This window comes from Streptococcus sp. 2021WUSS126 (genome assembly GCF_044427255.1).
Taxonomy (GTDB): Bacteria; Bacillota; Bacilli; order Lactobacillales; family Streptococcaceae; genus Streptococcus; species Streptococcus hashimotonensis.
Genome location: NZ_JAOTGI010000015.1, coordinates 19,018 through 44,449, shown reverse-complemented (window position 1 = coordinate 44,449; position 25,432 = coordinate 19,018). Strand labels below are relative to the sequence as shown.

Genomic DNA, 25,432 nt, shown 5'->3' with positions numbered 1-25,432 from the left:
AAATTTTACAAGCATCAAAATCGAGAAAAAGTACGCATTTTTGATATAAAAAGAAAACCTCTCTAAACCCTTGATATGCATAGAGTTAGGGAGGTTTTTGTCGTTTCAAACTGTCAAAGACGGGATTATATCAAAAAAAGAGCCTGACGGCTCTTATCTTGTTTAGAAAGATTCTTATTTTCTTTTTTTCTCTTCGTAGCACTTTTTATACTTTGCGATTTTTTCTTGACGGTAACTACTATTACCAATAAACCGAAGAAGGTTGAGCAACGGAGTTCTATTGATACCAAAGATGCCAATCAATTCACAGAGAATCTCAATCCCCAGTCCCATGGTCACCAATAGGAGAATCCCCCCTATTCGACTCGAAACATTGAGCAAAAGAGAGGTCAGGGAGAATAAGAAAGAGATGGCGTAAATCACCAATACTGTGCCACGATGAGTAAGTCCCAGAGAGAGCAAGCGATGATGCAGATGCATCTTATCTGCTTCATAGATTTTTTGCCCAGACAATTTTCGACGAATGATGGCTACTACAGTATCCGTAATAGGCACTCCAAGAATAATCATCGGAGTAACCACTGCAACAGCTGTCGAATTTTTCAGTCCTTGAAGCGACAAGACTCCAATCATAAACCCAATGAAAAGGGCTCCTGTATCGCCAAGATAAATGATGGCGGGATTATAGTTATAAGGCAAAAAACCTACAATCGCCGCAACCAAAACAAAGATGGTTAAGGTCAAAAAAATATTGCTATCATGCAAAAAGAAATAAGACACAATTCCCATCGTTGTCAAGGAAATAATCGATACTCCCGAAACCAGACCATCCAGACCATCAATCAAGTTGACTGCATTCGTAATGGAAACAATCCAAAGGACCGTTAATAGAAAAGAGAGCCAGACAGGAAATTGAAGGAAAGGTCCTCCAAAAGGAATCTTAAAGCTATCAAAACGAAATTCCGTAAAAATCCAAATGATCGTCGCAGCAGCTAGAATACCAAACATTTTAGGAGCAGGCTTTAGCTCCTTGACATCATCAATGAATCCCGTAAGAACGATAATGCTGGATGCCAGGACCAGGGGCCAGATATAATGCAAGTAAGTGCCATGGTAATTGACACGGGTAACAATTCCTGGTAAAAACCATAGGACAGAAATGGTAAATGCCACAAAGATGGCCAGACCTCCCGCTGAAGGCATGGGCACCTTATTTATCCGCCGTGCATTGGGATTATCGACCGCTCCAATCCTCAGGGACATAAAACGAACCAAGGGGGTCGCAATGGCTGATATGACCATGGTTGTAATAATGACCATTATGTATTTTAGAGCAAAAGGAATCATACTGTCGGAACCTTCCTAAGCTCCTCGATTGCCGCAAGCGGAAGCATCAAAGTTCCGTGTTCTTGTAAAGCAGGTCTGGTCAACTTCGTATCATTGGTAAATTCCAACATTCGTGAGAGAATGTAGCCTGGATACTGCTTGGAACGATTTTCTACATTGATAAGAACGGTCAAGTAGTAGTGATCATCCATTTTATATAATTCCGATTCTTCTACTGGATAATCAACCGTACCAACAAAAGTAAACAGATCCTCTATCGTTGGAAATTCCAAAATATAGTAAATATAGCGCTCCTGCTCCTCTTCACCTGCTTCTTCCTCTTGCTCTACCTCTTCCAAATGACGAACGGCTGTTGCATCCGGTGCACTTTTCTCACGAACGGTTTGCTCCAAACTCTTGAAAAACTCATCTGGAGTCATACTTGCGACATCACCAAGTTCCGACAAATCTGTAAATTCATCGAAATTCAAGCTCTGATCCAAATCAGATTTGGTAACAAAGATGTCCACCCGATCTGGCTTCGGAGTCACACGAAAACTCAGCATACCGCTTTCTCGGAAAGTCATTGGTAAATCCAATTCATCCAAAACAGTATAGAAGAACTCCTCTGTCTTTTCTTGCGGAATGAGAAAGTCCGAAAGTTCCATTCCTCTCTCTTCCAAATCATCTAATTTTATAGTGATTTTCAAGGTTGAATCACTAATTTGCTTTACTTTCATAACTACCTCATTCATTGATTCATCAATTTCTTAAAATTGATTGATCATTTTCAATACTCATACATATCTTCCACCATTATACTAAAACCAAGCTCGAAAGACAAAAGAAAAGCAGGTCTCCCTGCTCTTAAAATAAAAATGTGATAAAGGCATAAACCAATAAAATCGCCCCTAAAATGATGCGGTAATAACCAAAAACCGTGAAATCATGTTTTTTAACAAAGTCTGTCAAGAAACGAATAACAACTAAGGATACCAAGTAAGCCGTCACACTAGCGACTAACAAGAGCCATACCTGCTCCATATTCAGGCTATTGCCATCTAAGAAATATTTAACAGCCTTCAAGCCACTATAACCAAACATGGTTGGAATCCCAAGGAAGAAGGTAAAATCTGCCGCCACAGATCGGCTGGTCCCCAAAATGATTGCTCCCAGAATGGTCGCACCTGAGCGACTAGTCCCCGGAACGATGCTTAAGACCTGGAAACACCCAATCAACAAGGCAGTTTTATAAGACATTTTCGCTAAGTCCGTCACCTGTGGCTCTACACCTCTGTTACGGTTCTCAATCCAAATAAAGGCAATACCGTAGACAATCAAAGCAATCGCAATCGGTACCATAAAATTGAAGTGCGCTTCAAACCAATTATCCAACGGGACTGCAATTAGGATGGACGGAATACAGGCAATGACAACCTTGGCCCATAATTGCCAAGTCAATTGAATATCACGCTTGGTTTTTCCAGGCTGAAATGGATTCAATTTTTTAAAGTAAATAGTCATAACTGCTAGAATTGCTCCTAGCTGAATGACAATATTAAACATTTCTAGGAAGTTCTTACTTTGGTTTAATTTCACGAACTCTTGAACCAAAATTAAATGCCCAGTTGAAGAAACTGGCAACCATTCCGTTACCCCTTCAATGATTCCTAAAAATATAGCCTTCAACAATTCCAATAGCATAAAAAGCTCCTTTTCATCAATTCTCTACATTATATCATAAAAAAACTCCCTATTCATAGTACAAGGATATTGAAATTTGTCAGAATTTTTAATAAAATGGTGTAATAGCATTTTAAAGGAGACATTATGAAACGTAAACTCAGTATATTTCTGCTGACCCTAATCGCTGTTTTTTCTGTAACAACAGGGGTTCGGGCAGACGAATACCTGCGGGTCGGTATGGAAGCCGCCTACGCACCATTTAACTGGACCCAAGAAGATGATAGCAACGGTGCCGTTCCTATTGAGGGAACCAATCAATTTGCCAACGGATATGATGTTCAGGTTGCAAAAAAAATCGCTGCATCCATGGACAAAGAACTCTTGGTTGTTAAAACCAAGTGGGAAGGGTTGGTCCCTGCTCTTACATCTGGTAAAATCGATATGATTATCGCCGGTATGAGCCCGACAGAAGAGCGCAAGAAAGAAATCGCCTTCTCAGATAGCTACTACACTTCAATTCCTACCCTGGTTGTTCGTTCTGATAGTCAGTACGCAAACGCAACCAGCTTGGCAGATTTTGCTGGCGCAAAAATCACTGCCCAGCAAGGGGTTTACCTCTATGATTTGATTGACCAAATTGAAGGGGCTAACAAACAGACTGCCATGGGAGATTTCTCCCAAATCCGTCAAGCTTTAGAATCTGGCATTATAGACGCCTATGTTTCTGAACGTCCAGAAGGTCGTACAGCAGAAGCTGCAAATAAAGCTTTCAAAATGGTTGAATTGGCAGACAGTTTTGAAACCAATGCCGAAGACGTGACCATCGCTGTCGGTATGCGCAAAGATGACGCTCGTATCACTCAGGTCAACGAAGTCTTAGCAACTATTTCAGAAGAAGAGCAAATCGCACTTATGGATGATATGATTGAAAACCAACCCGTTGAAGAAGCCAGCGAGGGCGAAACACCTAGTTTCTTCGCCCAAGTTTGGAATATTGTTGTTAACAACTGGCAACAACTTCTGCGCGGAACTGGGATGACATTACTCATTTCCATCCTCGGTACAATTATCGGTACTGCTATCGGTCTCCTCATCGGTGTCTTCCGTACAGCTCCAAAAGCAGCAAACAAGGCGCTTGCTATTGGTCAAAAAGTGCTCGGTTGGATTATCAATATCTACATCGAAATTTTCCGTGGTACGCCGATGATTGTACAATCCATGGTTATTTACTATGGTACCGCCCAAGCATTCGGACTTAATCTTGACCGCACACTTGCCGCTATCTTCATTGTATCCATCAACACAGGTGCCTACATGAGCGAGATTGTCCGCGGTGGTATCTTTGCCGTCGATAAGGGCCAATTTGAAGCTGCGACTGCTCTCGGATTTACCCATAATCAGACCATGCGTAAGATTGTCCTTCCACAGGTTATTCGTAACATCTTACCAGCGACTGGTAATGAATTTGTCATCAATATCAAAGATACTTCTGTATTGAACGTTATCTCAGTTGTTGAACTCTATTTCTCAGGAAATACTGTCGCAACCCAAACCTATCAATATTTCCAAACCTTTACGGTTATTGCTATTATCTACTTCATTCTAACCTTTACTGTGACACGTATCTTACGCGCAGTTGAAAAGCATTTTGATACAGATACATACACAACAGGTGCAAACCAAATGCAAGTCGAGGTGCCACATGACTAAAAATGTAATTCTTGAAATCAATAATCTAAAGAAATCATACGGACAAAATCAAGTCCTAAAAGACATCTCTATTAGCGTTGAAAAGGGCGAGGTTATCTCAATCATCGGTTCATCTGGTTCGGGAAAATCAACCTTCCTCCGATCTATCAACCTTTTGGAAACACCAACAGAAGGACAGATTCTATACCACGGACAAGATGTTTTGGCTAAAGGATATGATTTGACGACTTACCGTGAAAAACTAGGTATGGTATTCCAATCCTTCAACCTTTTCAACAATCTAAATGTATTGGAAAATGCCATTGTAGCACAAACTACGGTACTGAAACGAGATCGAGCTGAGGCAGAGAAAATCGCCAAAGAAAATCTCAACAAGGTTGGCATGACCGAACAGTACTGGCAAGCCAAACCAAGTCAACTCTCTGGTGGACAGAAACAACGTGTGGCCATTGCACGCGCCCTATCTGTTGACCCAGAAGTTATCCTCTTTGATGAGCCGACTTCTGCTCTCGATCCAGAGATGGTCGGGGAAGTTCTTAAAACCATGCAAGATTTGGCAAAATCAGGATTGACGATGCTTATCGTAACTCACGAAATGGAATTTGCCCGTGACGTATCTGACCGCGTTATCTTTATGGATAAGGGTGTCATCGCCGAAGAAGGCAGTCCTCAACAAATCTTTGAAAATCCCCAGGAAGAACGCACACGTGAATTCCTTCAGCGTTTTCTTGGATAAACTCAATCTGTTCCATAGAAGACTATTACTTACCAGTTTCAAAGCTGGTAAGTTTTTTAGACTAAAAAAAGAGGAATCGCAAAATTCCTCTTTTTGGACATCTCTAAATGAAACCATTTAGATTAGTTTTCAAATTTCTTGTGGTTTTTGTCGTAAAAATCAATCAGACCCAAGGCAGTTGCAAATGAAATATTGTCAATCTTAGCGCGACCTTGTGCAAGAGCGATAACTGACATTTCACGAGCATTTGTTTCCTTACTGATACGGTAACCTGTGATTTTCTTTTCACGAACCCAGCCGACAACAGCGGCTACTTTTTCGTAACTAGTCATTAGAAACCCCTTTCTTTTTTATTCGTGCAATTTAGTATAATATGTTTTAACCTATTTTGTCAAGTAAAATGTTCGCTTTTTACCATCATTTTGCCCTAAGAGATGATAGTATTTGCGTCCTTATGTCTTCGACCCCCTCCGGATTCCCCGGAAGGAAGATAGTTTGATTACCTCCTTGTGCAAAATTATTGAGAGTATCCAAGTATTGGTTGGTCAGCAAGATAGACATAATCTGCTCTTCAGATAGGCTAACATTTGATTCTTTCAGTTCACGAATCGAATCTGCCAGTCCGTCTACAATCGCCTTACGTTGTTGTGCAATACCTACACCATGCAAACGATCCTTTTCAGCTTCCGCTTCTGCTGCTGTGACAATTTTAATCTTGTCAGCTTCTGCCAATTCCTGGGCCGCAACCCGTTTCCGCTGAGCTGCGTTAATTTCATTCATAGATTGTTTAACCTCGGCGTCTGGCTCTACCTTGGTAATTAAGGTTTTGACAATAACATAACCGTAGGTTGACATTTCTTCTGCTACTTGTTTTTGTACCTCAAGTGCAATCTCATCCTTTTTCTCGAAGAGCTCATCCAGGGTCAATTTAGGTACAGATGAACGCAGGGCATCTTCAATATAGGACTTAATCTGTGCTTCTGGGTGCATGAGCTTGTAATAGGCATCCGTCACATTATTTTCATTTACTCGATATTGAGTTGCCACATTCATTGTGACAAAAACGTTATCCTGCGTCTTGGTTTCTACCACAATTTCACTTTGTAACATCCGCAATTGAATGCGGGCTGCGATGACATCGACTCCAAATGGTATTTTAAAGTTAATACCTGAAGTAGATGTTTTTTGGTATTTCCCAAAGCGCTCAATAATAGCGACCGTCTGCTGCTTGACAACGTATAGCCCTGAAGCAATCAAAATCAAAGCAATCAGTACAAAGAACAAGAAACTACCAATAAAAACAATTGGACCAAGTACCATAATGACCTCCTAAACTAGCATTTTATAAAGCGAATCATTTTCATGAAGATTGATGTACTGGGGATCAAACTCTTCCAAGCGAGAAATAAACTGCGTATAATCTGTTTTATCTCCTAGGGCAATACCGATTAGAACCGGCCCTGTTCCCTTATTGGCACGTTTGATATATTCAAAACGAGTAATATCATCATTTGGCCCTAGAATATCATTTACAAATTCACGAAGAGCCCCTGGACGTTGTGGAAAATTAACAACAAAGTAGTGTTTAATTCCCTCGTAGATAAGCGCACGTTCCTCCATTTCCGGCATCCTGTTGATGTCGTTATTACCACCAGAAATGATACAACAAATGGTTTGCCCCTTGATTTGGTCCTTGACTACCTCAAGAGCTGCAATCGTTGCTGCTCCTGCTGGCTCAGCAACAATACCCAGCTTAGAATAGAGGTCTAAAATAGTCCCAGAAATCCATCCTTCATCCACACCAATCAGGCGATCTACGTATTTCCGAGCCACTTCGTAGGTCGACTTACCAACTTTCTGTACCGCAATACCGTCAGCAAATTTATCAATTTGGTCTAATTTAACCGGACGACCTTTATCAAAAGCCGCTTTCATTGACCGTGCCCCACTTGCTTCAACACCAACAATCTTAATTTCAGGTGCATGTTCTTTCAGATAGGCCGAAACGCCTGCAACCAGACCACCTCCTCCTATGGGAACTAAAATTTGGTCAAAACTAATGGTTTGCTCTTCCGCTTCTTCCAAGATTTCATAAGCTACTGTTCCCTGACCAGCCTGCACATTTTCATCATCGAATGGGTCTATAAAGGTTTTCCCACTTTCCTGAGTATAATCTTGTGCCGCCTTGGCTGACTCATCAAAGGTATCACCTACGAGTCGAATCTCTACGTGGTCTCCTCCGAAAAATTTAACCTGCCCTATTTTTTGTTGCGGAGTTGTAATGGGCATGAAAATCGTAGCAGGAATTTGCATTTCCTGACAGGTGTAGGCCACACCTTGAGCATGGTTTCCGGCCGAAGCACAGACCACACCGTGTGACTTCTCATCATCTGTCAATTGTGAAATAGCATAATAGGCTCCTCGAATTTTAAAAGAGCGAACACGCTGTTCATTTTCTCTTTTTAAATAAATAGTTGCACCATATTTTTCCGACAAGTATCGACTATAATCCAAGGGGGTACGTACTACCACGCGCTTAAGAACGGAGTATGCTTGTTCTACATTTTTTGCTGTAATCATAGTTCCATTAATTTCTTTCTATATTTATTGTATCAATATTCCCTAGAAATTCCTAGTATTTAAACTATTATTATGTCATTTTATAAAAAACGAACTTTTTTATTTTTTTAATGTATTCTTGAATGAAATGGGCAAAAGAGCCGGAAAAACCAGCTCTTTTATTCATTTTCAGAGATAGGTAAAAAAGGGAATGACACCCCCTCATCTGCCAACTCAAACCTTAAATGTATTGCCATCACTCAAAGTAAAGCTGACTATCACCCTATCTACCATGATAGTGTTTAATTATAGATTTTGAATGCGTCGTCATCATTGCGTCCGACAAATGGCATTGCTTTGCGGAGTTCTGCACCTACTTTTTCGATTTCAAGATTCTCTGCTTCTTTACGATAAGCTTCCATACGTGGACGACCTGCTTTATAGTCATTTACAAAGTCATTTGCAAATTTACCAGATTGAATATCTGCAAGGACTGCCTTCATGTTTTCTTTGACTTGGTCTGTAATGACACGTGGGCCTGATACATAGTCACCGAATTCAGCAGTGTTTGAGATAGATTGGCGCATTTTCTTAAAGCCACCTTCGTAGACAAGGTCAACGATAAGTTTCATCTCGTGGAGAACTTCGAAATAAGCCAATTCTGGTGCATAACCTGCTTCTGTCAAGACTTCAAAACCTGCCTGCATAAGGGCTGTCAAACCACCGCAGAGAACAGCTTGCTCCCCAAACAAATCTTCTTCTGTCTCTTCTTTGAAAGTTGTTTCCAAAAGACCAACACGGGCTGAACCAACACCTTTTGCCCAGTCCATCGCAATATGTTTTGCATTGCCAGTTGCATCTTGGTAAACAGCATAGAGGGCTGGTACTCCAAAACCTTCTTCAAAGGTACGGCGGACCAAGTGACCTGGACCTTTTGGTGCACACATGAAGACATCCACATCTGCTGGTACCTTGATAAATTCAAAGTGAACGTTGAAACCATGGGCAAAACCAAGGGCATTGCCCGCTTCCAAGTTTGGAGCGATTTCGTCATTGTAAAGGTCTGCTTGGATTTCGTCTGGAGCCAAGATCATGATAACATCTGCTTGTTTTGCTGCTTCTGCTACTTCAAAAGTTTCAAAACCGTCTTCTTTTGCCTTGTCAAATGACTTACCTGCACGCACACCGATGATGACATCGTGCCCTGTATCACGCAAGTTTTGAGCATGGGCATGACCTTGTGAACCATAACCGATAACGGCGATACGTTTACCGTCAAGTGCTGCTACTGTTACATCTTTTTCATATTGCATTGTTACTGTCATAAGATTCTCTTTTCTATTTTTTTATTTATAAGGTTGGATGCTCAAAGAAAATGAAGGCTAGACTAGGCGATGCAGACGAAGATAGAACTAACGTTCATCAAGCCAAGTCAACGCAGTATAGGATTGATTATCGAAGAGGATTAGTCTCTACTAAAGCCAGTCGCACCCGTTCTTGCGATATTCTTAATGCCGTAAGGCTGAATCACGCGCAGGAGGGCGTCAATCTTATCTCCATCACCTGTCATTTGGATGGTAATAGAGTGAGGTGCCACATCGACAACATTTGCTCTAAAGGGTTGGATAATCGCTAAAATTTCTGCTCGTTTTGTTGGCGGAGCTGAAATTTTGACAAGAATCACCTCACGCTCTAAGTGGGGTATGTCCGTTAAGTCACGTACTCGAACCACATCAATCAAGCGGTTCAGCTGTTTGATGATTTGTTCGACCTCATCGTGACTGGCCACGTCTACAATCACCGTCACACGTGAGATGCCATCTACTTCTGTTGGGCCGACGGAGATGGACTCAATATTGATTTGGCGACGAGATAGAATACCCGTAAAGCGGTTGAGGACGCCTGATGAATTTCGTAATTTAGCTGTTAACATTCTACGCATTGAACTTCACCCCCAACATCTCTGCATTACTCTTACCTGCTGGCACCATCGGTTGAACATGTTCACGATTAGAAATATGAACCTCTATGAGCATTGGTTTATCTTCTAAGATAACTTTCATGTCTTCACTTAGAGTCGCTGGATTGTCAAAACTATAATGACTAATGCCATAAGCTTCTGCCAACAATTGGAAATTCGGTTCATCGTCAAATACAGATTGGCTACGACGCTTTTCATAGAAGGATTCCTGCCATTGACGAACCATTCCAAGAGAGTGGTTATTGATCAATACAACCTTAATCGGTACACCATAGCCATTCAAAATAGCCAATTCTTGGTTGGTCATTTGGAAGCCGCCATCACCAACAAAGATGATTACTTCTTTATCTGGATTGGCTAATTTGGCGCCGATAGCTGCAGGAATACCAAAGCCCATGGTCCCCATGCCACCAGATGTTACAAGTTGACGTGCATGTTTGTAGGGGTAGAATTGGGCAGCCCACATTTGATGCTGACCAACATCTGTCACGACAATGGCATCCCCTTGCGTCAACTGACCAATTAATTCAATTGCCGCCTGTGGCTTAATAACCTTTTCATCTTCATCATACCAAAATGGCGCCCGACGTTTGTTTTCCAATACTTGTGCCGTCCAATCAGCATAGCCTGTTTCGACTGTTTCTAAGGCAAGCAGAGCTTTCAAGGTTGCCTTAGCATCGCCCACTACTGGAATAGCCGTTTTGACAACTTTACCAATTTCTGCGGGATCAATATCAATATGTGCTACCGTCGCATTTGGCGCATAGGTTGTTGGATTTCCTGTTAGGCGGTCATCGAATCGCGCTCCAATATTGATAATGTAATCAGCCTGATCCATAGCCATATTGGCAGCGTATGAACCGTGCATCCCCCCCATAGCCAAGGATAATTCATGCTCAATGGGCATTGCACCTAATCCAAGGAGGGTTGAAACTACTGGAATACGGTAGCGCTCTGCAAAGGCAACTAATTCTTTATTGGCATCTGCATAATTGACACCACCACCAGCCAATATAACTGGTTTTTGAGCTTGGCTAAGCTGGTTCAAAATTTTCTTGACCTGCAAACTATTTGGTTCAATCGTTGGCTGATAACTTGGTAGGTGTAGAGTTGGGTCATGATAAAAATCAACAACTCTTTCTTGGATGTCTTTTGGAACATCAATAACAACGGGACCCGGTCTCCCTGTTGTTGCAATATGGAGAGCTTCTGTAATGACACGAGGAATATCTGCAGTATCCCGAATCTGATAATTGTACTTGGTAATGGGCATGGTCATGCCCAAGACATCGGCCTCTTGGAAGGCATCCTTACCGATACCCCGTGTGGCTACTTGACCTGTAAAGACCAACAAGGGCACGCTATCTCCCATGGCATCCGCAATGCCTGTAATGGCATTGGTTGCTCCTGGCCCAGAGGTTACAATGGCTACGCCCACCTTTCCTGATGATTTAGCATATCCTTCGGCCTCGTGGACCGCTCCTTGTTCATGACGAGCCAAAATATGCTGGATTCCCTCATATTGATAGATAGCATCATATAGAGGCAAAACTGCCCCACCAGGATAACCAAAAACAAGGTCTACTCCTAGCTGATGCAGGGTGTCCAAAATGAGATAGGACCCCGAACGCGGTTGGTCTAGTTGAATTTCTTGCACGAATATTCCTCCTCTCTGCAAATTTGTTATCTACTATAATATCACAAGGAAGTAGAATGTCAAGGAATTTTCTGAAAATTCCTACATTTGTTCGTTTTCTTAACTATTTCCTAACATTTTCTTAAGCAAAACTTAAGCAAATCCCTTGATTGGCTTGGTTTCAGCTTGCTTTCAGAAAACATCAGTATAGTAGTTCCACTAAGAAAATTAAATGAGGTTTAGGATATGTATTATGTAGTGATACCGGCTTACCAGCCAGATGAAAAATTAATCCAACTATTAGAAATAATGAAAAACAGGCTAAATTGTTAGGTCATCGTTGTTGATGATGGTAGTACTGGCGCATCCAAAAATATTCTTGAAATCGCCAAAACCTATGCGATTGTTCTACACCATGATGTCAATAAAGGAAAAGGCCAAGCCTTGCGAACAGCCTTTAGTTTCATCCAAAATTTGAGAAAACCAGGTGTTATCGTAACTGCTGACGCAGATGGTCAACACGCTGTGAATGATATTGACCGCATCGCCCGTGCAGCTATAAATCTGCCAAGTCGCCTGATTCTTGGTGTTCGTCAATTTACCAAAGACATTCCCTTTCGGAGTCGTTTTGGTAACAAACTAACCAGAGTATTGTTTAGACTGCAAACTGGTATCAATGTGTCCGATACACAAACAGGCTTGCGTGGATTCCATACTGACTTAATTCCATTCATGTTAGATATTGAAGGCAACCGCTATGAGTACGAGATGAACATGTTAACTCAGGCAAGTCAACGCTATAAAATTACGGAAGTCCCAATCCAAACCATTTATATCGATGATAATGCCAGTTCGCATTTTCGTCCCATAAAAGATGGACTGCTCATTTACAAAAATCTCTTCAAATTTGCCCTAGCATCTTTTGGTGGATTTTTAGTTGACTACGAAATATATGCACTTGCCTTATTGCTACTCACTAGCTTACCAACTGCTGTACGCTTATTGGTCGCAAACATGATTGCTCGCATTTGTAGCGCTACCTGTAATTTTGCACTTAATAAGAAATTAGTCTTTAACAATGAAGAGAGCATCGCACGAACAGGCGCAGGCTACTTTACACTAGCCCTTGTCCTCTTCCTTTGCGATACAGCCCTCCTCTATCTCTTCCACCAAATTCTAGGACTCAACCTCTACATTGTCAAACTTGCAGTTGGCATCCTCCTTTTCCTAGCTTCTTGGTTTGTTCAAAAGAATATTATTTTTAAAGAAAGGAAATCATTTTCCCATGAAATTGCTTAAAAAACCCTTTGCCTACGCATCCATCTTCGGAATGCTTTTGACAGGAGGCTTTACTTACTCCATGTTAAAAACCTTCGTGCTTTCCGAGGCTATCACAACGGTTGCTGCAAGCAATGCTACTTCTACGAGCGAGCAGAATACGACTACAGCTTCGTCTTCCACTACTGCCACAACAGCAACGAATGTCTCTACAACGGATAATAGTTACACTGATGACAATATCCAAATCAACTTAGAGACCATCACTACCAACAACACAACTGTTTACGTCGCAGATATTCAAGTCAGCTCACCCGAGTATTTAAAAACAGCACTTGCACAAAACACTTACGGTACAAACGTAACAGCTAAAACTTCTGAAACTGCGGCAGCAAACAATGCCATTCTAGCGGTTAATGGTGACTACTATGGAGCCAACTCAACTGGTTATGTTATTAAGAATGGAGTTCTGTATCGAGACACCGTTCGGGACAATGCATCTTATGGCGACTTGGCCATCTACGCAGACGGCTCGTTTGAGGTCATTTATGAAAATGAGATTACCGCCCAAGAATTGATTGACAAGGGCGTTGTCAACCTCTTAGCATTTGGTCCATCATTGGTCGAAAACGGCGAAATTGTCGTCGATACTTCAACAGAAGTTGGACGTGCAATGTCATCCAACCCTCGTTCTGCTATCGGGATTATCGATGAAAATCATTATATCATCGTCGTAGCAGATGGACGTACGTCTGAAAGCGAAGGACTCTCTCTCTATCAATTGGCAGAAGTTATGAAACAATATGGTGCTCAAACTGCCTACAACCTTGATGGCGGTGGTTCATCTACTCTTTACTTCAACGGTCAAGTTGTCAACAACCCAACAACAAATGGAAATACTATCTCAGAAAGGGTGGTGAGTGACATTGTCTACATCGGTTACTAATTCAACTACAAGAGTTTCAAGAACATTTATCTCCTACTTAGCAATAACAGCTTTCCTGTTTATTTTCAGTCGAATCTATGAAAGTCTCAGCTATGGCGAAGTCTCTGTCTTTATGCATTATATGTTCTGTGTACCATTAATAGGCGGAGCTGTGCTACTCGGTCTGCTGCAACTTATACCTACTCTTTCACGTCTCTCCTATAATTTGTGGAATTCTGGCGTTGCAACTATTACAGCTGGTTGTCTTCTCCGAGACATTATCAACCTATCTGGACGTTCAACTACCTTAGATCAACCTTATTGGTACATCGGCGCAGCCTTCCTAGTTCTATCCTTAGTCGGTCTTTTCATCAATCCATCCGCAAACAATCGCCGAAAAACGACCACTTAATCTACAAATAAATTATAAGGGCACTTAAAATTCTTAGGTGCCTTTTACTATAGAATGAATTGTTGAAAAATTTGGAAATTTCCAATTATTTATCAAATCTTTTATCGTTTCTTTCATATCTATGATATAATAGGTAAAATAAGATAGGGAGAAAAAATTATGACCGATACAAACAAACTTAAAGACTTTCGACATCGCAGTTCTGTCTATGATTCGATGGTCAAGTCACCCAACCGTGCCATGCTTCGCGCAACAGGAATGACCGACGATAGCTTTGAAAAGCCTATTGTTGGGGTTATTTCGACATGGGCTGAAAATACACCTTGTAACATGCACCTTCATGACTTTGGAAAATTAGCCAAAGAAGGGGTAAAAGATGCAGGTGCCTGGCCTGTTCAATACGGTACCATCACCGTTGCAGACGGAATCGCCATGGGAACGCCTGGTATGCGCTTCTCCTTGACTTCCCGTGACATCATAGCCGACTCTATTGAGGCAGCTATGGGAGGGCACAACGTGGATGCCTTTGTCGCAATCGGTGGCTGCGATAAAAACATGCCTGGTTCTATGATTGCTATCGCCAATATGGACATTCCTGCCGTATTTGCCTACGGTGGAACCATCGCACCAGGAAACCTCAATGGTAAAGATATTGACTTGGTTTCTGTCTTCGAAGGAATCGGAAAATGGAATAATGGCGACTTAACTGCTGAAGAAGTTCGTCAGATTGAGTGTAATGCCTGTCCTGGACCTGGTGGTTGTGGTGGTATGTACACTGCCAATACCATGGCTACTGCCATTGAGGTAATGGGCATGTCCATTCCTGGCTCTTCTTCTCACCCTGCTGAATCTCCTGAGAAGAAGGCTGATATTGAAGAAGCTGGTCGTGCTGTTGTACGCATGCTAGAACTTGGCATCAAACCATCTGACATTATGACGCGTGAAGCCTTTGAAGATGCTATCACTGTAACCATGGCACTCGGTGGCTCAACCAACGCTACGCTCCACCTTCTAGCCATTGCCCATGCTGCCAATGTCGACCTCACACTTGAAGATTTCAACGATTTCCAAGAACGAGTACCTCACCTAGCTGACCTCAAACCATCTGGTAAATACGTTTTCCAAGACCTCTATAATGTCGGCGGTGTCCCTGCGGTTATGAAATACTTGCTCAAAAACGGCTTCCTTCATGGCGACCGTATCACATGTACAGGTAAAACCGTTGCTGAAAACCTAGAGAATTTTGCAGACTTGACTCCAGGTCAAGATGTCATCATGCCACTTGAAAATCCAAAACGTGCAGACGGACCTCTGATTATCTTGAAAGGAAATCTAGCACCTGAAGGAGCTGTTGCTAAGGTTTCTGGCGTGAAAGTCCGCAACCATACTGGACCAGCTAAGGTCTTTGATTCAGAAGAAGAGGCAATTGAAGCTGTATTGACCGATGAAATCGTTGACGGTGATGTCGTTGTTGTCCGCTATGTTGGACCAAAAGGCGGTCCTGGTATGCCTGAAATGCTATCCCTTTCTTCCATGATTGTCGGAAAAGGCCAAGGTGACAAGGTAGCCCTTCTAACAGACGGTCGTTTCTCTGGCGGAACCTATGGTTTGGTCGTTGGCCACATCGCACCTGAAGCTCAGGATGGCGGTCCAATTGCCTACCTCCGTACAGGTGATTTGGTAACGGTTGACCAAGATACCAAAGAAATCACCATGCACGTTTCTGACAAAGAAATCGAAGAACGCAAGAAAACAACTGTCATTCCTCCACTCTACTCTCGTGGTGTTCTCGGTAAATACGCCCACACCGTATCCTCTGCCTCCAAAGGAGCCGTTACCGACTTCTGGCAACCAGAACGTACGGGGAAAAAATAAGGAACTCAACAACCCTGTCCTCGTGGCAGGGTTTTCCAAAAGGAGAAAAAATGAAACTAAACGTCGAACTCTCCCGCTTTCGAGTCAAAGAAGGGAAAACTGCCAAAGTAGATGAATGGATGGCCTTTCTCAACGAGCACACGGAAGACACCCTTCTCACTCTTGAAGGAGAGAAAATGTATGTCGAAACCATCTTCCGTGAAGTACTGGACGGCCACGAATATCTCTACTGGTACTCTGTCCAAGTCGAAGGAGGGATTGAAGTCGAAGATTCAGAATCCTATATCGACAAAAAACATTTAGAATACTGGGAAGAATGCATCGACCCGAGCTATGGTATGGTAGATCTAACCCCTCAAGTTGTCATGATTCCAAAGCCTGTTTATGAAACCATGGAAGAATTAGACAGACAATACGATGAGACATTTAAAAAATGGGAGCGGGAAAGAACTCGACTGGTCTAAAACATACTAAGATTAGTAGTGAAGAAATCTCCGACAGGAGAGAGTACTCACTACTTTTTTCATTCTCAAGATGATAAAGTAGAGGTGTCTTGTTAAGTCGAGAACTCTTTTGACGCTAGACGTCGCATCAAAAACTGGCAAGGCACCTGTTTTAGAAAGAATGTTATCAAAGTATGTGGGACGCCAGACGTCGAGTATTGAAAATGACATCACTAAAACAAGGAATCATTCAAGACAAAGAGGTAATATCATGCGAGTAGTATTTGGGATTGACGTGAGTAAGGTAAGTTCAGAAGTGGCCATTCTAGTCAATGGTGAGAAAGTTCATGGCTATACCATGTCCAATGACGCCATCGGCTTTACTCGGTTACTTGGAGATTTGAAAACCGTCCACAAGCCAGAAATCATCTTTGAAGCAACAGGTGTCTATTCTCGTCGTCTTCAAGCTTTTCTGGATGAGCACGGCTACGCTTATACGCGGCTCAATCCCTTAGAAGCCAAGAAGCAACTGGATAGCTTGCGTGTGAGAAAAACAGATCAAATTGACGCCGAAAAACTAGCTCAATCTCAGTTTGCACTGAATCGTAAACCCACTTATGTCCAAGAAGAAGTCTATCAAGATCTGCGGGATCTCAGCCGTTTCTATCAGAATCTGACTGAGGACATTGTTCGAACTAAAAACCGCCTACACAAGGTCTTACAGGTCACTTTCCCTGAATTGGAAAATATCTTGTCAACACCAACTGGTGAACAATACTGGAACCCGGTCATAGCTTTTCCTTGCAAGGACTTCGTGCTTGATTTAAGCAAGGACGAACTCTCAGAGAGCATTCGTCAGTCCACCTCAAAACGGATTTCGGACAAGCGTGTGGCGTACTTAGCCGAGAAACTGATAGCACTAGCTAATCAATCTTATTGTGCCGTTAAGAAAACCTCTCCAATGCTGGAAGAGGTGCGTTACTATGGAAAAGAATTGCTTCGGCTTTCTGAACAGAGACAATCAGTCTTAGACGAAATGGTGGAGCTAGCTCAGCCATTACCTGAATATGACATTCTGCTCTCTATTCCTGGAATAGCTGAGACTACTGCAACAAGTATTATTGGCGAACTGGGAGATATTCGCCGTTTTCAGTCTGCAAATCAAATCAACCCCTTTATCGGTATTGACCTGAGACACTATGAATCTGGTAACTTCCTCGCTAAGGAACACATTACCAAACGTGGCAATCCCTACGCTAGAAAGATTCTGTTCAAGTGCATTCATAATATCGCTTCAGCTAGTCACACCAATCCTTGCCATATCGCCGACTTTTATGAGAAACGAAAAAGACAATCGCAAACGACTTCTACGAAGCCACACACGATTGCCTCCATACATCGTCTCATTCGGACAATGTATTACCTCATTACGCATAATAAGCTTTACGATTATACTTCTACCCAAAATCGGTAAAACTGTTTATGCTCTATCATTGTAACACCTTATCAAAAAATTTCAACATAAGGTGTTGCTTTTGTATACACTTTTTACACTAAACTTTAGTCCAAAATAAAATAATTTCCTTATTTTGACTACTGAATTCAAAATATTGTTCATCAAATACCTTGAAAGGCTTGACAAATGGTAGAAAAAAGAGTTCGCCTTCCTACCCCCGCACAGTTGATTAGGTCAGATTTGGAGTGTGAAACACGAACAAATCTGCCAATCAACCACTGCGCTGAGATGTTGACACGAACTCTGAGAAGTGTGGCAGGACTTTTTTCCCAGCCTCACTTTCTTTTTATTTCGGACTGATACCAAGCGTAATACGTCCAAGACGGCTGATACGGGTCATCTTCCAAGCAGGAGACCAGACAATCTCTACCTGTGCATCGTTTATACCATCAATCGTTTTCAAGGCTGCAACCAATTCACCAGGCATAGTATCCGCACAAGAACAACCTGAATCTGTAAAGGTCATGACAACCTTACAAAAACCAGCTTCATCTAAATGAATCTCATAAATCAAACCCAAATTGTAGATGTCTAGTTCAATTTCAGGGTCGTAAATGGATTCTAAAACCTCTATCAACTGTTCTGATACAGTTAACGCTCGTTCATTAATCTGAATATCTTCTCTCATTAAATTTAAACACTCCTAAAATATTTATAAGAAGTATTGTATCATAATTAAACGAAATATACCTATGCTATCAAATATTTTTATTTAGCTTTTATAGAGCACGGACTTCTGAATCCTTACCTTAACCGATAGAAAAAATATATTTGTGCCCTTGAGGCAAACTATGATAGAAACCATGACCTGCATAAATCTGAAACACCTGTTTTCTGTACTATATCAAAAAACAGCAAACCGGATACTGTTAAAAAACGAGACCGTAGAATAATTTTTTTAACTTTAAACGAGGCTGAGCAAAAAGTCCAAAGCCACTTCTCAGAGTTCGTGTCAACATCTCAGCGCAGTGGGAGTGGTTAATTGCTTTAACAGTCCAGCGGAGTGAAACAGTTCGGGGAACTGTTTCAGCCCGAGCCTAGAAAGAAAAAAGCGAGGTTAAAGGTTGGAGATACGATTTGCGAAGCAAATCACAGCAATTCGTATTTCACACTCCAAATCTGACCTATACTGCTGATACGAACAGAGTTCGCTCCGTTTCCAGCCTCCAAAGGTTCCCCGAACCTTTTTGTAACGAACCTTGTTCGCTCTATTTCCAACTTCCAACTGTCTCCCAGACAGTTTTGTAGCGAACTCTGTTCGCTCTATCTCCAGCCTCCAAAGGTTCCCCGAACCTTTGGAGCTATACGGGGGTTGGAGTTCAAAAGGTCTGGTAGACCTTTTGAAGTAGGAGACATAAGCTGACTGTAGTCAGCTCACATCATTCACAGTCTGGGGATAGACTGTTTCAGTTCAACAACTTAAAACTAGGACTTGTTCATTATTCAGCCAGTGGAGTTTTTGAGTGATTTCCGTAGAATATTTAAATTACTTAACTATGGTATTTACTCAATAATAATATCAAAATGTTTTTTATCAACTTCTTTTGGAGCGACGTAACTAATATTTCGTTTGGCATTGAATATATCAGATTCTTCCAGTGATGCAGAGAGTCCACTCCATGGCTCTAAAGCGATAAAGGGACTCTGATTTGTAGTTGACCAAATCACTAAATATGGAAAATCATCAAATGCAATCGAAAGAGTCTTCTGATGATTTTTTGATTTCAAAGTTACCTTTCGTGATACTAATTGATCCAATGTTATGGCATCGTGCTCAAACAGTTGATAGGACAAGTCCAAGGTCTTTTGATTTTCCAAGAATGGACGGCGATCTCGCAGATCAAGTAAGCCAGTTTCTGGAAAACTTCTTGGAACTGTACAAGATTCTACTTTTTCAAATTCTAAATAATAGTCTTCATAACTCTCACCATCCAACAAAGGACAATTAAAACCTGGGTGACCCCCAATAAAGTAAGGTAGCTTTCTATGTCCTTCAAGATTTTTAACCTGATATTCAGTTCGAATTGTATTGCCAAGTAGTGAGTAGTTAATGGAAAGTTCAAATTCAAATGGGTAATTTTTTACGGTTTCCTCATTTGATGAAATAGAAAATTCCACAGAATTTTCAGTTCTTCTTACATTTTTGAACATCATTTTTCTCACAAGTCCATGCCTTGGAATTGTGCCTGTAAATGTCGGTCTTTCTGCAGGTTCATAGATAGCCCAATCATTTCGTAAACTTCCGCAAATCGGAAATAGAACTGGTGCTTGACCGCTCCAATAGGTCGGATCTCCTTGCCAAAGATACTCGACACCATCATTATCTTTAATTGAAATAATTTGCCCACCTAATTCAGAAAATTGTACTGTTAAGTTCTCATTTTTTAATTCAAGCATAAAAACTGCCTCCCTTATATGAAAACAAGGATGCTAACTTGAGCTAGGCATCCTTGTATTATTTTTATTCAATAACCTGTGTTTCTGCTACTTTTTTATACCAATAAGCACTTTTCTTTGGATAGCGTTCTTGAGTCTCAAAGTCAACATAGAACAAACCATATCGTTTCTCGTATCCATTTGACCAAGAAAATACATCCATCAAGGACCAGATGAAATAACCTTTAACATTGGCACCATCTGAGATAGCATCTGAAATCACTTCTAAATGCTTTTTCACATAATCAATTCGACCATCGTCATAGACTGTACCATCTACAAATTCATCTTTATAGCCTAGACCATTTTCAGTGATGTAGATTTTCTTATAATTTGGATAGTCATTTTTCACACGCATAATTTGGTCATAAAGACCTTGCGGATAGATAATCCAATCCCAGTCCGTTTTTGGAATATCAACTGGGGACTCTCTACGACCAACTCCTTTGATTTGATACTTAGAACTTCCCTTTTCACCTTTACCATTATGGATGATTTCCGTTTCTCCATCATGAGCTCTCATCCAATCACTCATATAGTAATTGATGCCCAAGAAGTCGTTCAAATCTTTGGCAGCATCTAAGGCAGCGAAGTCTTCATCACGAAGGTCTAATTCCCCACCATTTACTTTCAGAATATGGCGAACACCTTCAAGAGTCTTTTCAGAATAGTAACCCAAGTATGTTGCATCTAGGATAAATTTATTGTGAATAATATCTTCAAGTTCCGCTGCACGGACATCGTCTGGATTGGTTGGATCATAAGGATATTTCGTTGGCAATGCATGTACAACACCAATTTCTCCGCTATAACCAGCATCCTTGTAGAGCTTAACTGCCTTGGCATGTGAAACCATCATATTGTGATGAGATTGGAATACTTTAGAAAGATCATACTGAATACCTGGTGGGAACTTCCCAACAAGATACTGACCGTCACCAATTGGACCGATTTCATTAAAGGTTGTCCAGTAATTAACTTCAGGAAATTCTTTGAAGCAAAACGCTGCGTAATTGACAAAGTGTTCAATGTTATCACGATTTAGAAAGTCACCATTAGAATGGAGCGTTTCTGGTGTATCAAAATGGTGAAGCGTTACAAATGGTTCTACGTGACGTTTATGGCATTCCGCAAATAATTTATGGTAAAACTCTACTCCCTTTGGACTCACTTCTCCAAAGCCTGTTGGGAAGATACGAGACCAAGCAATTGAAATACGAATGCCGTTTACCCCAAATTGTTCACTTAGTTCTAAATCAACTGGATAACGATTATAAAAATCAGAAGCTGGTTCCGCAGTGTACCAGTAATTATCTTCTAGATACTTATCCCATGCAACACGACCTTTTCCATCTGTCTTTGTGGCCCCCTCTGCTTGATATGCAGCAGTTGCTCCACCAAATATAAAATCTTTTGGTAATGTTTTAACCATATGCCTACCTTCTTCTATCAAAAATAAATAAAGGGGTAGGAGTTGGAGATTTATTACTCCCTCCCCTTTTGATTAAGAACCTGTATTCACAAGTGAAGTGCTTGTATATAAGAGATAGTTTTTCGCTAATCAAGGCAGTTTTTTGAGGGAATACTGACTGTATTTTGAAAAAAACTAACGATGAGTAGCTGAAAAACTAGCCTTAGATGGAAGTGCTGAACTGTGAATACAGGTTCTAGAACTGTTGTTTGACAAAGTCAAGAGCACCTTGACCATCACGTGTGAGTTTAATGTATTGAGCCCCTTCAGTTTTGGCAAGTTTAATGCCCAATGCATCGGTTTCTTGTTTAATGTCCTCGTAATTTGATGCCACCTGAGGTGCAAGGATAACCAATTGATACTCTGGCAAAATCTCACGGTGAGCCCCATAGCTTCCTGCTGTCGCTGTGACTGGAACACCGTATTCTTTTGCGGCTTTAGTTAAAGCATTGGCAAGTAAGCCGCTTGTTCCACCTCCTGCACAAAGCACCAGAACGTTGGTTTGTTCCGAAATCTCCGTATCGACTGCGGCTTTTTCAAGGATAGCATCCGCCTTGGCGGTATTAAAGTTAGCTGCCACTTTCTCTTTCAAGCTATTTTCAACTTTCCCTGATTGTTCCTCAGCAAGAATTTGCTCATCGTAAACTTTCAAGAATGGATAATAGATAAGTACATCGACAGCGACCAACAAGACAGCTAGTGCAAAGGCAAGTGGAGCAAAGTTTGTCCCCATGACAATCCCCAACGGACCTGGAGTTGTCCATGGTAAGTTGACGCTGAAACTGTTCATTTTTAGCGTATCAACAAAGAATTTGAAAATCCATACGTTAGCAATTGGAGCTAAAATAAATGGAACAAAGAATACTGGGTTGAGTACGAGGGGGGCTCCAAACAAGATTGGTTCGTTTACACCAAAGAATGTTGGAACAACTGAAGCACGTCCAATTGCTTTGTTTCGTTTAGACTTAGTCAACCACATAAACATGAATGGCACAACCAAGGTAGCCCCTGTACCACCCATTGTCACGATAAACATTTGAGTACCGGAAGTCAGGATTTTGTCCGCGTGTTGACCCGCCTGTAGAAGCTGGAAGTTGGTTTCAATATTGGCATAGGTAATGGCTGCAATTGCTGGTTCAACAATTGATGGACCATGGATTCCTACAAACCAGAACAAGGCATAGGCACCAAAGATAATGGTAATACCAACATAACCATCTGCTGCTGTAAATAATGGCTCAAATAATTTCAGAATAGCCTCAGCAACGTTTGTTCCAAGGAATTGACGTGTTACAAGATCGATTCCATACAAGACAAAGATAGACAATGCATATGGAATTACATCTTTAAATGCCTGAGATACGTTCGGTGGAACTTCGTCTGGCATACGAATGGTGACATTGTTTTTCACACAGACCTTATAGATATTAACTGTAATGAAGGCTGCTAGAAAGGCTGTCAAAAGCCCCTTAGTTCCCATGTAACCATTGGCAAAACCACCTTCAATACCATCAGAAGCCAGTAATAGGAAACCTGAAATTGAGGCAATCATGGTTGAAATGAAGTTGATTTGATTGGTTTTTGGCAATTGACGGTTAAAAGCATCTGTCAAGGATTTTGCTGTCGTTCCTGCAACTAGGGCAGCTACAATCCCCATTGTGTAACCGTAAGGTTTCATGATAGCAGCAACTGCTTCATCAGACCAAGTAAATCCAAAGATATTAGGCACGAAAGCTACCAATAGGAAGATACTTGAGAACAAAATAACTGGCATAGCTGCGATAAAACCATCACGGATAGCCCTTAAATAAGGGTTTCTCGAAATCTTTTCAAAGAAAGGCTTCCCTTTCTCAATAAATTCAATCAATTTATTCATTACTTATCACCTCGTTTATAAAGTTCAATCATATGACTCATCATATCTTTTAATAATAATGTTGTCATGAGATGGTCTTGGCCATGCATGAGCGTCACACTAAAGGCTAAATCCTCACCAGCCGCTTCTTTTTGCAACAAACTTGTCTGAGCATGATGGGCTTCAACAATACAAGCATTGGCCGCTTCAACCAGTTCTTCTGCTTTTGCATAATCACCTTTTTGAGCAGCAGCCAGTGCCTCCATCAATCGAGAACGTGCATCTCCAGCGAATGCAACAATCTCAAAACCTAATAACGTAATTTCTTCTCTGTTCATAATATGAACCTCCTATTTTTTTATGTACTCAATGGAAATTCAATTCAGACTAGCTTCAACAGTCTAGGAATAGACTGTTGAAGGTTGGAAATAAGACGAACGAGTTCGTATCGATATAACGCAGATAGAACTCTGTTCCCCTCTCATCTCAATGGAACAGGCTGAAAACCTCCACTGGAGCTTTTCACTCATCAAGTTGAGGCAACAACGTCTGAATTGGATTTACGAAGAGTATGATTTACAATAACCGTTGAATATGTAACACAATATAGAACCTTTCACTGTCATTTACAGGTTCATCAACCAATGTTGTGATCATCTCAAAAATCTGACTTCCAATCCGGTAAGCTCTTGGATTCTGGAGCTTGATATACTGTTCCAAACTAGCAATCGATTCATTTGACTGATGGGATCGATCTAAGTAATTCAGAAAATAGGACAGATGAATCATAAAACGATCATAAAAATTGCTATTTTCTTTTGTGCGTTTAATCCCGTTCTCCGTCAAGATTTGTTCAACATCTGTTATAATTTTTTTGCTGATGTCATGTTCTTCACTTGTGGAATGAATGGTTTCACCCTTTGCATTAATTAAGTGAAGGGCAATTCTTCCAATCTCATCATTCGGAAAATCTTTTAGCAACTTTTCACGAAACATATCTAAGGCTTCACGCGCCATTTTATATTCCAATGGATATTCGGCTGAAATATTGGGTAGTTTACTTTCTTGATAAGTATTCTTTAAAACCGCCTGATATGCACAATAGATATGATCTGTCAGTGTTACATATAGATATTCTTGTACAGGGTAATGATAAGTTGTTACGAGATGATTGATGACCGTGTAGGTTGCAGAAATAAAATCTAAGGGAATATCTTTCAATAAGGTTAGAAAGTTTTCTTTGGCCTCATCATTTTTTAGCGAAAAGATATTCTCTATCTTATCCTTAACAATTAAATCTCCCTTTTTCTTTTGAAAGGTTATACCTAATCCCATCACGACTGCCTGTTCCCCATGTTCATTTTTCACCAGAGCAGCGTTATTATTTAGTGACTGTATAATCCTAAACATAAATCCCTCCTATATTTTTAAGCAAAAAAAGACTACAAACAAACCGAGAATATTCTACTCTCAAATCCATTTGTAGTCTTGCCTAATCGAATTAGTTACAATCCACTCTATTCTTACTGATGAGATTATTATAGCATATTCTCAGAAAATGTAAACCCTTTCTTTTAAGAAAATGGT

22 protein-coding genes and 2 pseudogenes are annotated in these 25,432 nt (G+C 41.0%); 8 read left to right on the top strand and 16 right to left on the bottom strand.

All coding sequences use genetic code 11. The features are described 5' to 3' along the window. Nucleotides 1-174: 174 nt before the first annotated feature. The 3 genes from ODU39_RS07110 to ODU39_RS07100 form a co-directional block, all read right to left on the bottom strand. Entirely contained in the window at nt 175-1,347 is a 1,173-nt protein-coding gene (locus tag ODU39_RS07110; RefSeq protein ID WP_024418504.1) for a glycosyltransferase family 4 protein, read from the bottom strand. Beyond that, nucleotides 1,344-2,066 carry an adaptor protein MecA gene (gene mecA, locus ODU39_RS07105; protein ID WP_398580345.1) on the bottom strand — a complete coding sequence of 241 codons (723 nt, stop codon included), beginning with the start codon at nt 2,064-2,066 and terminating at the stop codon, nt 1,344-1,346. The genes ODU39_RS07110 and mecA overlap by 4 nt, the downstream gene beginning before the upstream one ends. 127 nt (nt 2,067-2,193) lie before the next feature. Further along, nucleotides 2,194-3,030 carry an undecaprenyl-diphosphate phosphatase gene (locus ODU39_RS07100; RefSeq protein ID WP_014638628.1) on the bottom strand — a complete coding sequence of 279 codons (837 nt, stop codon included), beginning with the start codon at nt 3,028-3,030 and terminating at the stop codon, nt 2,194-2,196. Nucleotides 3,031-3,156: 126 nt separating this feature from the next. Here ODU39_RS07100 and ODU39_RS07095 point away from each other — a divergent pair, with 126 nt between their 5' ends. Beyond that, complete coding sequence (locus ODU39_RS07095; protein WP_024393418.1) at nt 3,157-4,722, top strand: ABC transporter substrate-binding protein/permease; 1,566 nt, start codon at nt 3,157-3,159, stop codon at nt 4,720-4,722. Beyond that, on the top strand, nt 4,715-5,458 hold the full coding sequence (locus ODU39_RS07090) for an amino acid ABC transporter ATP-binding protein (protein WP_024389055.1): 744 nt from the start codon (nt 4,715-4,717) through the stop codon (nt 5,456-5,458). The genes ODU39_RS07095 and ODU39_RS07090 overlap by 8 nt, the downstream gene beginning before the upstream one ends. A 122-nt stretch (nt 5,459-5,580) precedes the next feature. Here ODU39_RS07090 and ODU39_RS07085 read toward each other — a convergent pair whose 3' ends face one another. The 6 genes from ODU39_RS07085 to ODU39_RS07060 form a co-directional block, all read right to left on the bottom strand. After that, nucleotides 5,581-5,790, bottom strand: a complete 210-nt coding sequence (locus ODU39_RS07085) for a hypothetical protein (RefSeq protein WP_009910800.1) — start codon at nt 5,788-5,790, stop codon at nt 5,581-5,583. An 85-nt stretch (nt 5,791-5,875) separates the two neighbouring features. Then, nucleotides 5,876-6,778: an SPFH domain-containing protein gene (locus tag ODU39_RS07080; protein ID WP_002942264.1), complete on the bottom strand. Its 903-nt coding sequence runs from the start codon at nt 6,776-6,778 to the stop codon at nt 5,876-5,878. 9 nt (nt 6,779-6,787) lie between these two features. Beyond that, complete coding sequence (gene ilvA / locus ODU39_RS07075) at nt 6,788-8,038, bottom strand: threonine ammonia-lyase IlvA (protein WP_174854286.1); 1,251 nt, start codon at nt 8,036-8,038, stop codon at nt 6,788-6,790. 281 nt (nt 8,039-8,319) lie between these two features. Further along, nucleotides 8,320-9,342, bottom strand: coding sequence for a ketol-acid reductoisomerase (gene ilvC / locus ODU39_RS07070; RefSeq protein WP_002942259.1), 1,023 nt, complete (start codon nt 9,340-9,342; stop codon nt 8,320-8,322). A gap of 140 nt (nt 9,343-9,482) precedes the next feature. Next, entirely contained in the window at nt 9,483-9,959 is a 477-nt protein-coding gene (ilvN, locus tag ODU39_RS07065) for an acetolactate synthase small subunit (protein WP_024412902.1), read from the bottom strand. Continuing rightward, entirely contained in the window at nt 9,952-11,655 is a 1,704-nt protein-coding gene (locus tag ODU39_RS07060; protein ID WP_105212425.1) for an acetolactate synthase large subunit, read from the bottom strand. The genes ilvN and ODU39_RS07060 overlap by 8 nt, the downstream gene beginning before the upstream one ends. 225 nt (nt 11,656-11,880) lie before the next feature. Here ODU39_RS07060 and ODU39_RS07055 point away from each other — a divergent pair. From ODU39_RS07055 to ODU39_RS07030, 6 genes and pseudogenes are all read left to right on the top strand, one after another. Further along, nucleotides 11,881-12,933, top strand: a pseudogene (locus tag ODU39_RS07055) (glycosyltransferase). Then, on the top strand, nt 12,920-13,858 hold the full coding sequence (locus ODU39_RS07050; RefSeq protein ID WP_398580346.1) for a phosphodiester glycosidase family protein: 939 nt from the start codon (nt 12,920-12,922) through the stop codon (nt 13,856-13,858). The pseudogene ODU39_RS07055 and the gene ODU39_RS07050 overlap by 14 nt, the downstream one beginning before the upstream one ends. Further along, nucleotides 13,833-14,249, top strand: a complete 417-nt coding sequence (locus ODU39_RS07045) for a hypothetical protein (RefSeq protein ID WP_105257392.1) — start codon at nt 13,833-13,835, stop codon at nt 14,247-14,249. The genes ODU39_RS07050 and ODU39_RS07045 overlap by 26 nt, the downstream gene beginning before the upstream one ends. 159 nt (nt 14,250-14,408) lie before the next feature. Next, complete coding sequence (gene ilvD / locus ODU39_RS07040; RefSeq protein ID WP_398580347.1) at nt 14,409-16,124, top strand: dihydroxy-acid dehydratase; 1,716 nt, start codon at nt 14,409-14,411, stop codon at nt 16,122-16,124. Between the two features lie 50 nt (nt 16,125-16,174). Then, nucleotides 16,175-16,588: a DUF6176 family protein gene (locus tag ODU39_RS07035; protein WP_398580348.1), complete on the top strand. Its 414-nt coding sequence runs from the start codon at nt 16,175-16,177 to the stop codon at nt 16,586-16,588. Nucleotides 16,589-16,838: 250 nt separating this feature from the next. Then, nucleotides 16,839-18,041, top strand: a complete 1,203-nt coding sequence (locus tag ODU39_RS07030) for an IS110 family transposase (protein WP_398581420.1) — start codon at nt 16,839-16,841, stop codon at nt 18,039-18,041. A gap of 328 nt (nt 18,042-18,369) precedes the next feature. Here the strand turns inward: ODU39_RS07030 and ODU39_RS07025 are convergent, their stop codons facing one another. From ODU39_RS07025 to ODU39_RS06995, 7 genes and pseudogenes are all read right to left on the bottom strand, one after another. Then, nucleotides 18,370-18,711, bottom strand: coding sequence for a metal-sulfur cluster assembly factor (locus ODU39_RS07025; RefSeq protein ID WP_024406534.1), 342 nt, complete (start codon nt 18,709-18,711; stop codon nt 18,370-18,372). A gap of 121 nt (nt 18,712-18,832) precedes the next feature. Next, nucleotides 18,833-18,913 (bottom strand): annotated as a pseudogene (locus ODU39_RS07020) (pyridoxamine 5'-phosphate oxidase family protein); the annotation flags it as partial. A 673-nt stretch (nt 18,914-19,586) separates the two neighbouring features. After that, nucleotides 19,587-20,480 (bottom strand): aldose 1-epimerase family protein, encoded by an 894-nt coding sequence (locus ODU39_RS07015; RefSeq protein ID WP_398580318.1) that lies wholly within the window; start codon nt 20,478-20,480, stop codon nt 19,587-19,589. Between the two features lie 64 nt (nt 20,481-20,544). After that, complete coding sequence (lacG, locus tag ODU39_RS07010) at nt 20,545-21,951, bottom strand: 6-phospho-beta-galactosidase (RefSeq protein WP_105139927.1); 1,407 nt, start codon at nt 21,949-21,951, stop codon at nt 20,545-20,547. A 235-nt stretch (nt 21,952-22,186) separates the two neighbouring features. After that, nucleotides 22,187-23,866, bottom strand: coding sequence for a lactose-specific PTS transporter subunit EIIC (locus ODU39_RS07005; RefSeq protein ID WP_105139928.1), 1,680 nt, complete (start codon nt 23,864-23,866; stop codon nt 22,187-22,189). Next, a complete protein-coding gene (locus tag ODU39_RS07000) occupies nt 23,866-24,183 on the bottom strand; it encodes a PTS lactose/cellobiose transporter subunit IIA (protein ID WP_003048451.1) in 318 nt (105 codons plus the stop codon). Before ODU39_RS07000 ends, ODU39_RS07005 begins: the two co-directional genes overlap by 1 nt. 238 nt (nt 24,184-24,421) lie before the next feature. Further along, on the bottom strand, nt 24,422-25,255 hold the full coding sequence (locus ODU39_RS06995; protein ID WP_398580317.1) for a PRD domain-containing protein: 834 nt from the start codon (nt 25,253-25,255) through the stop codon (nt 24,422-24,424). Nucleotides 25,256-25,432 lie beyond the last annotated feature (177 nt).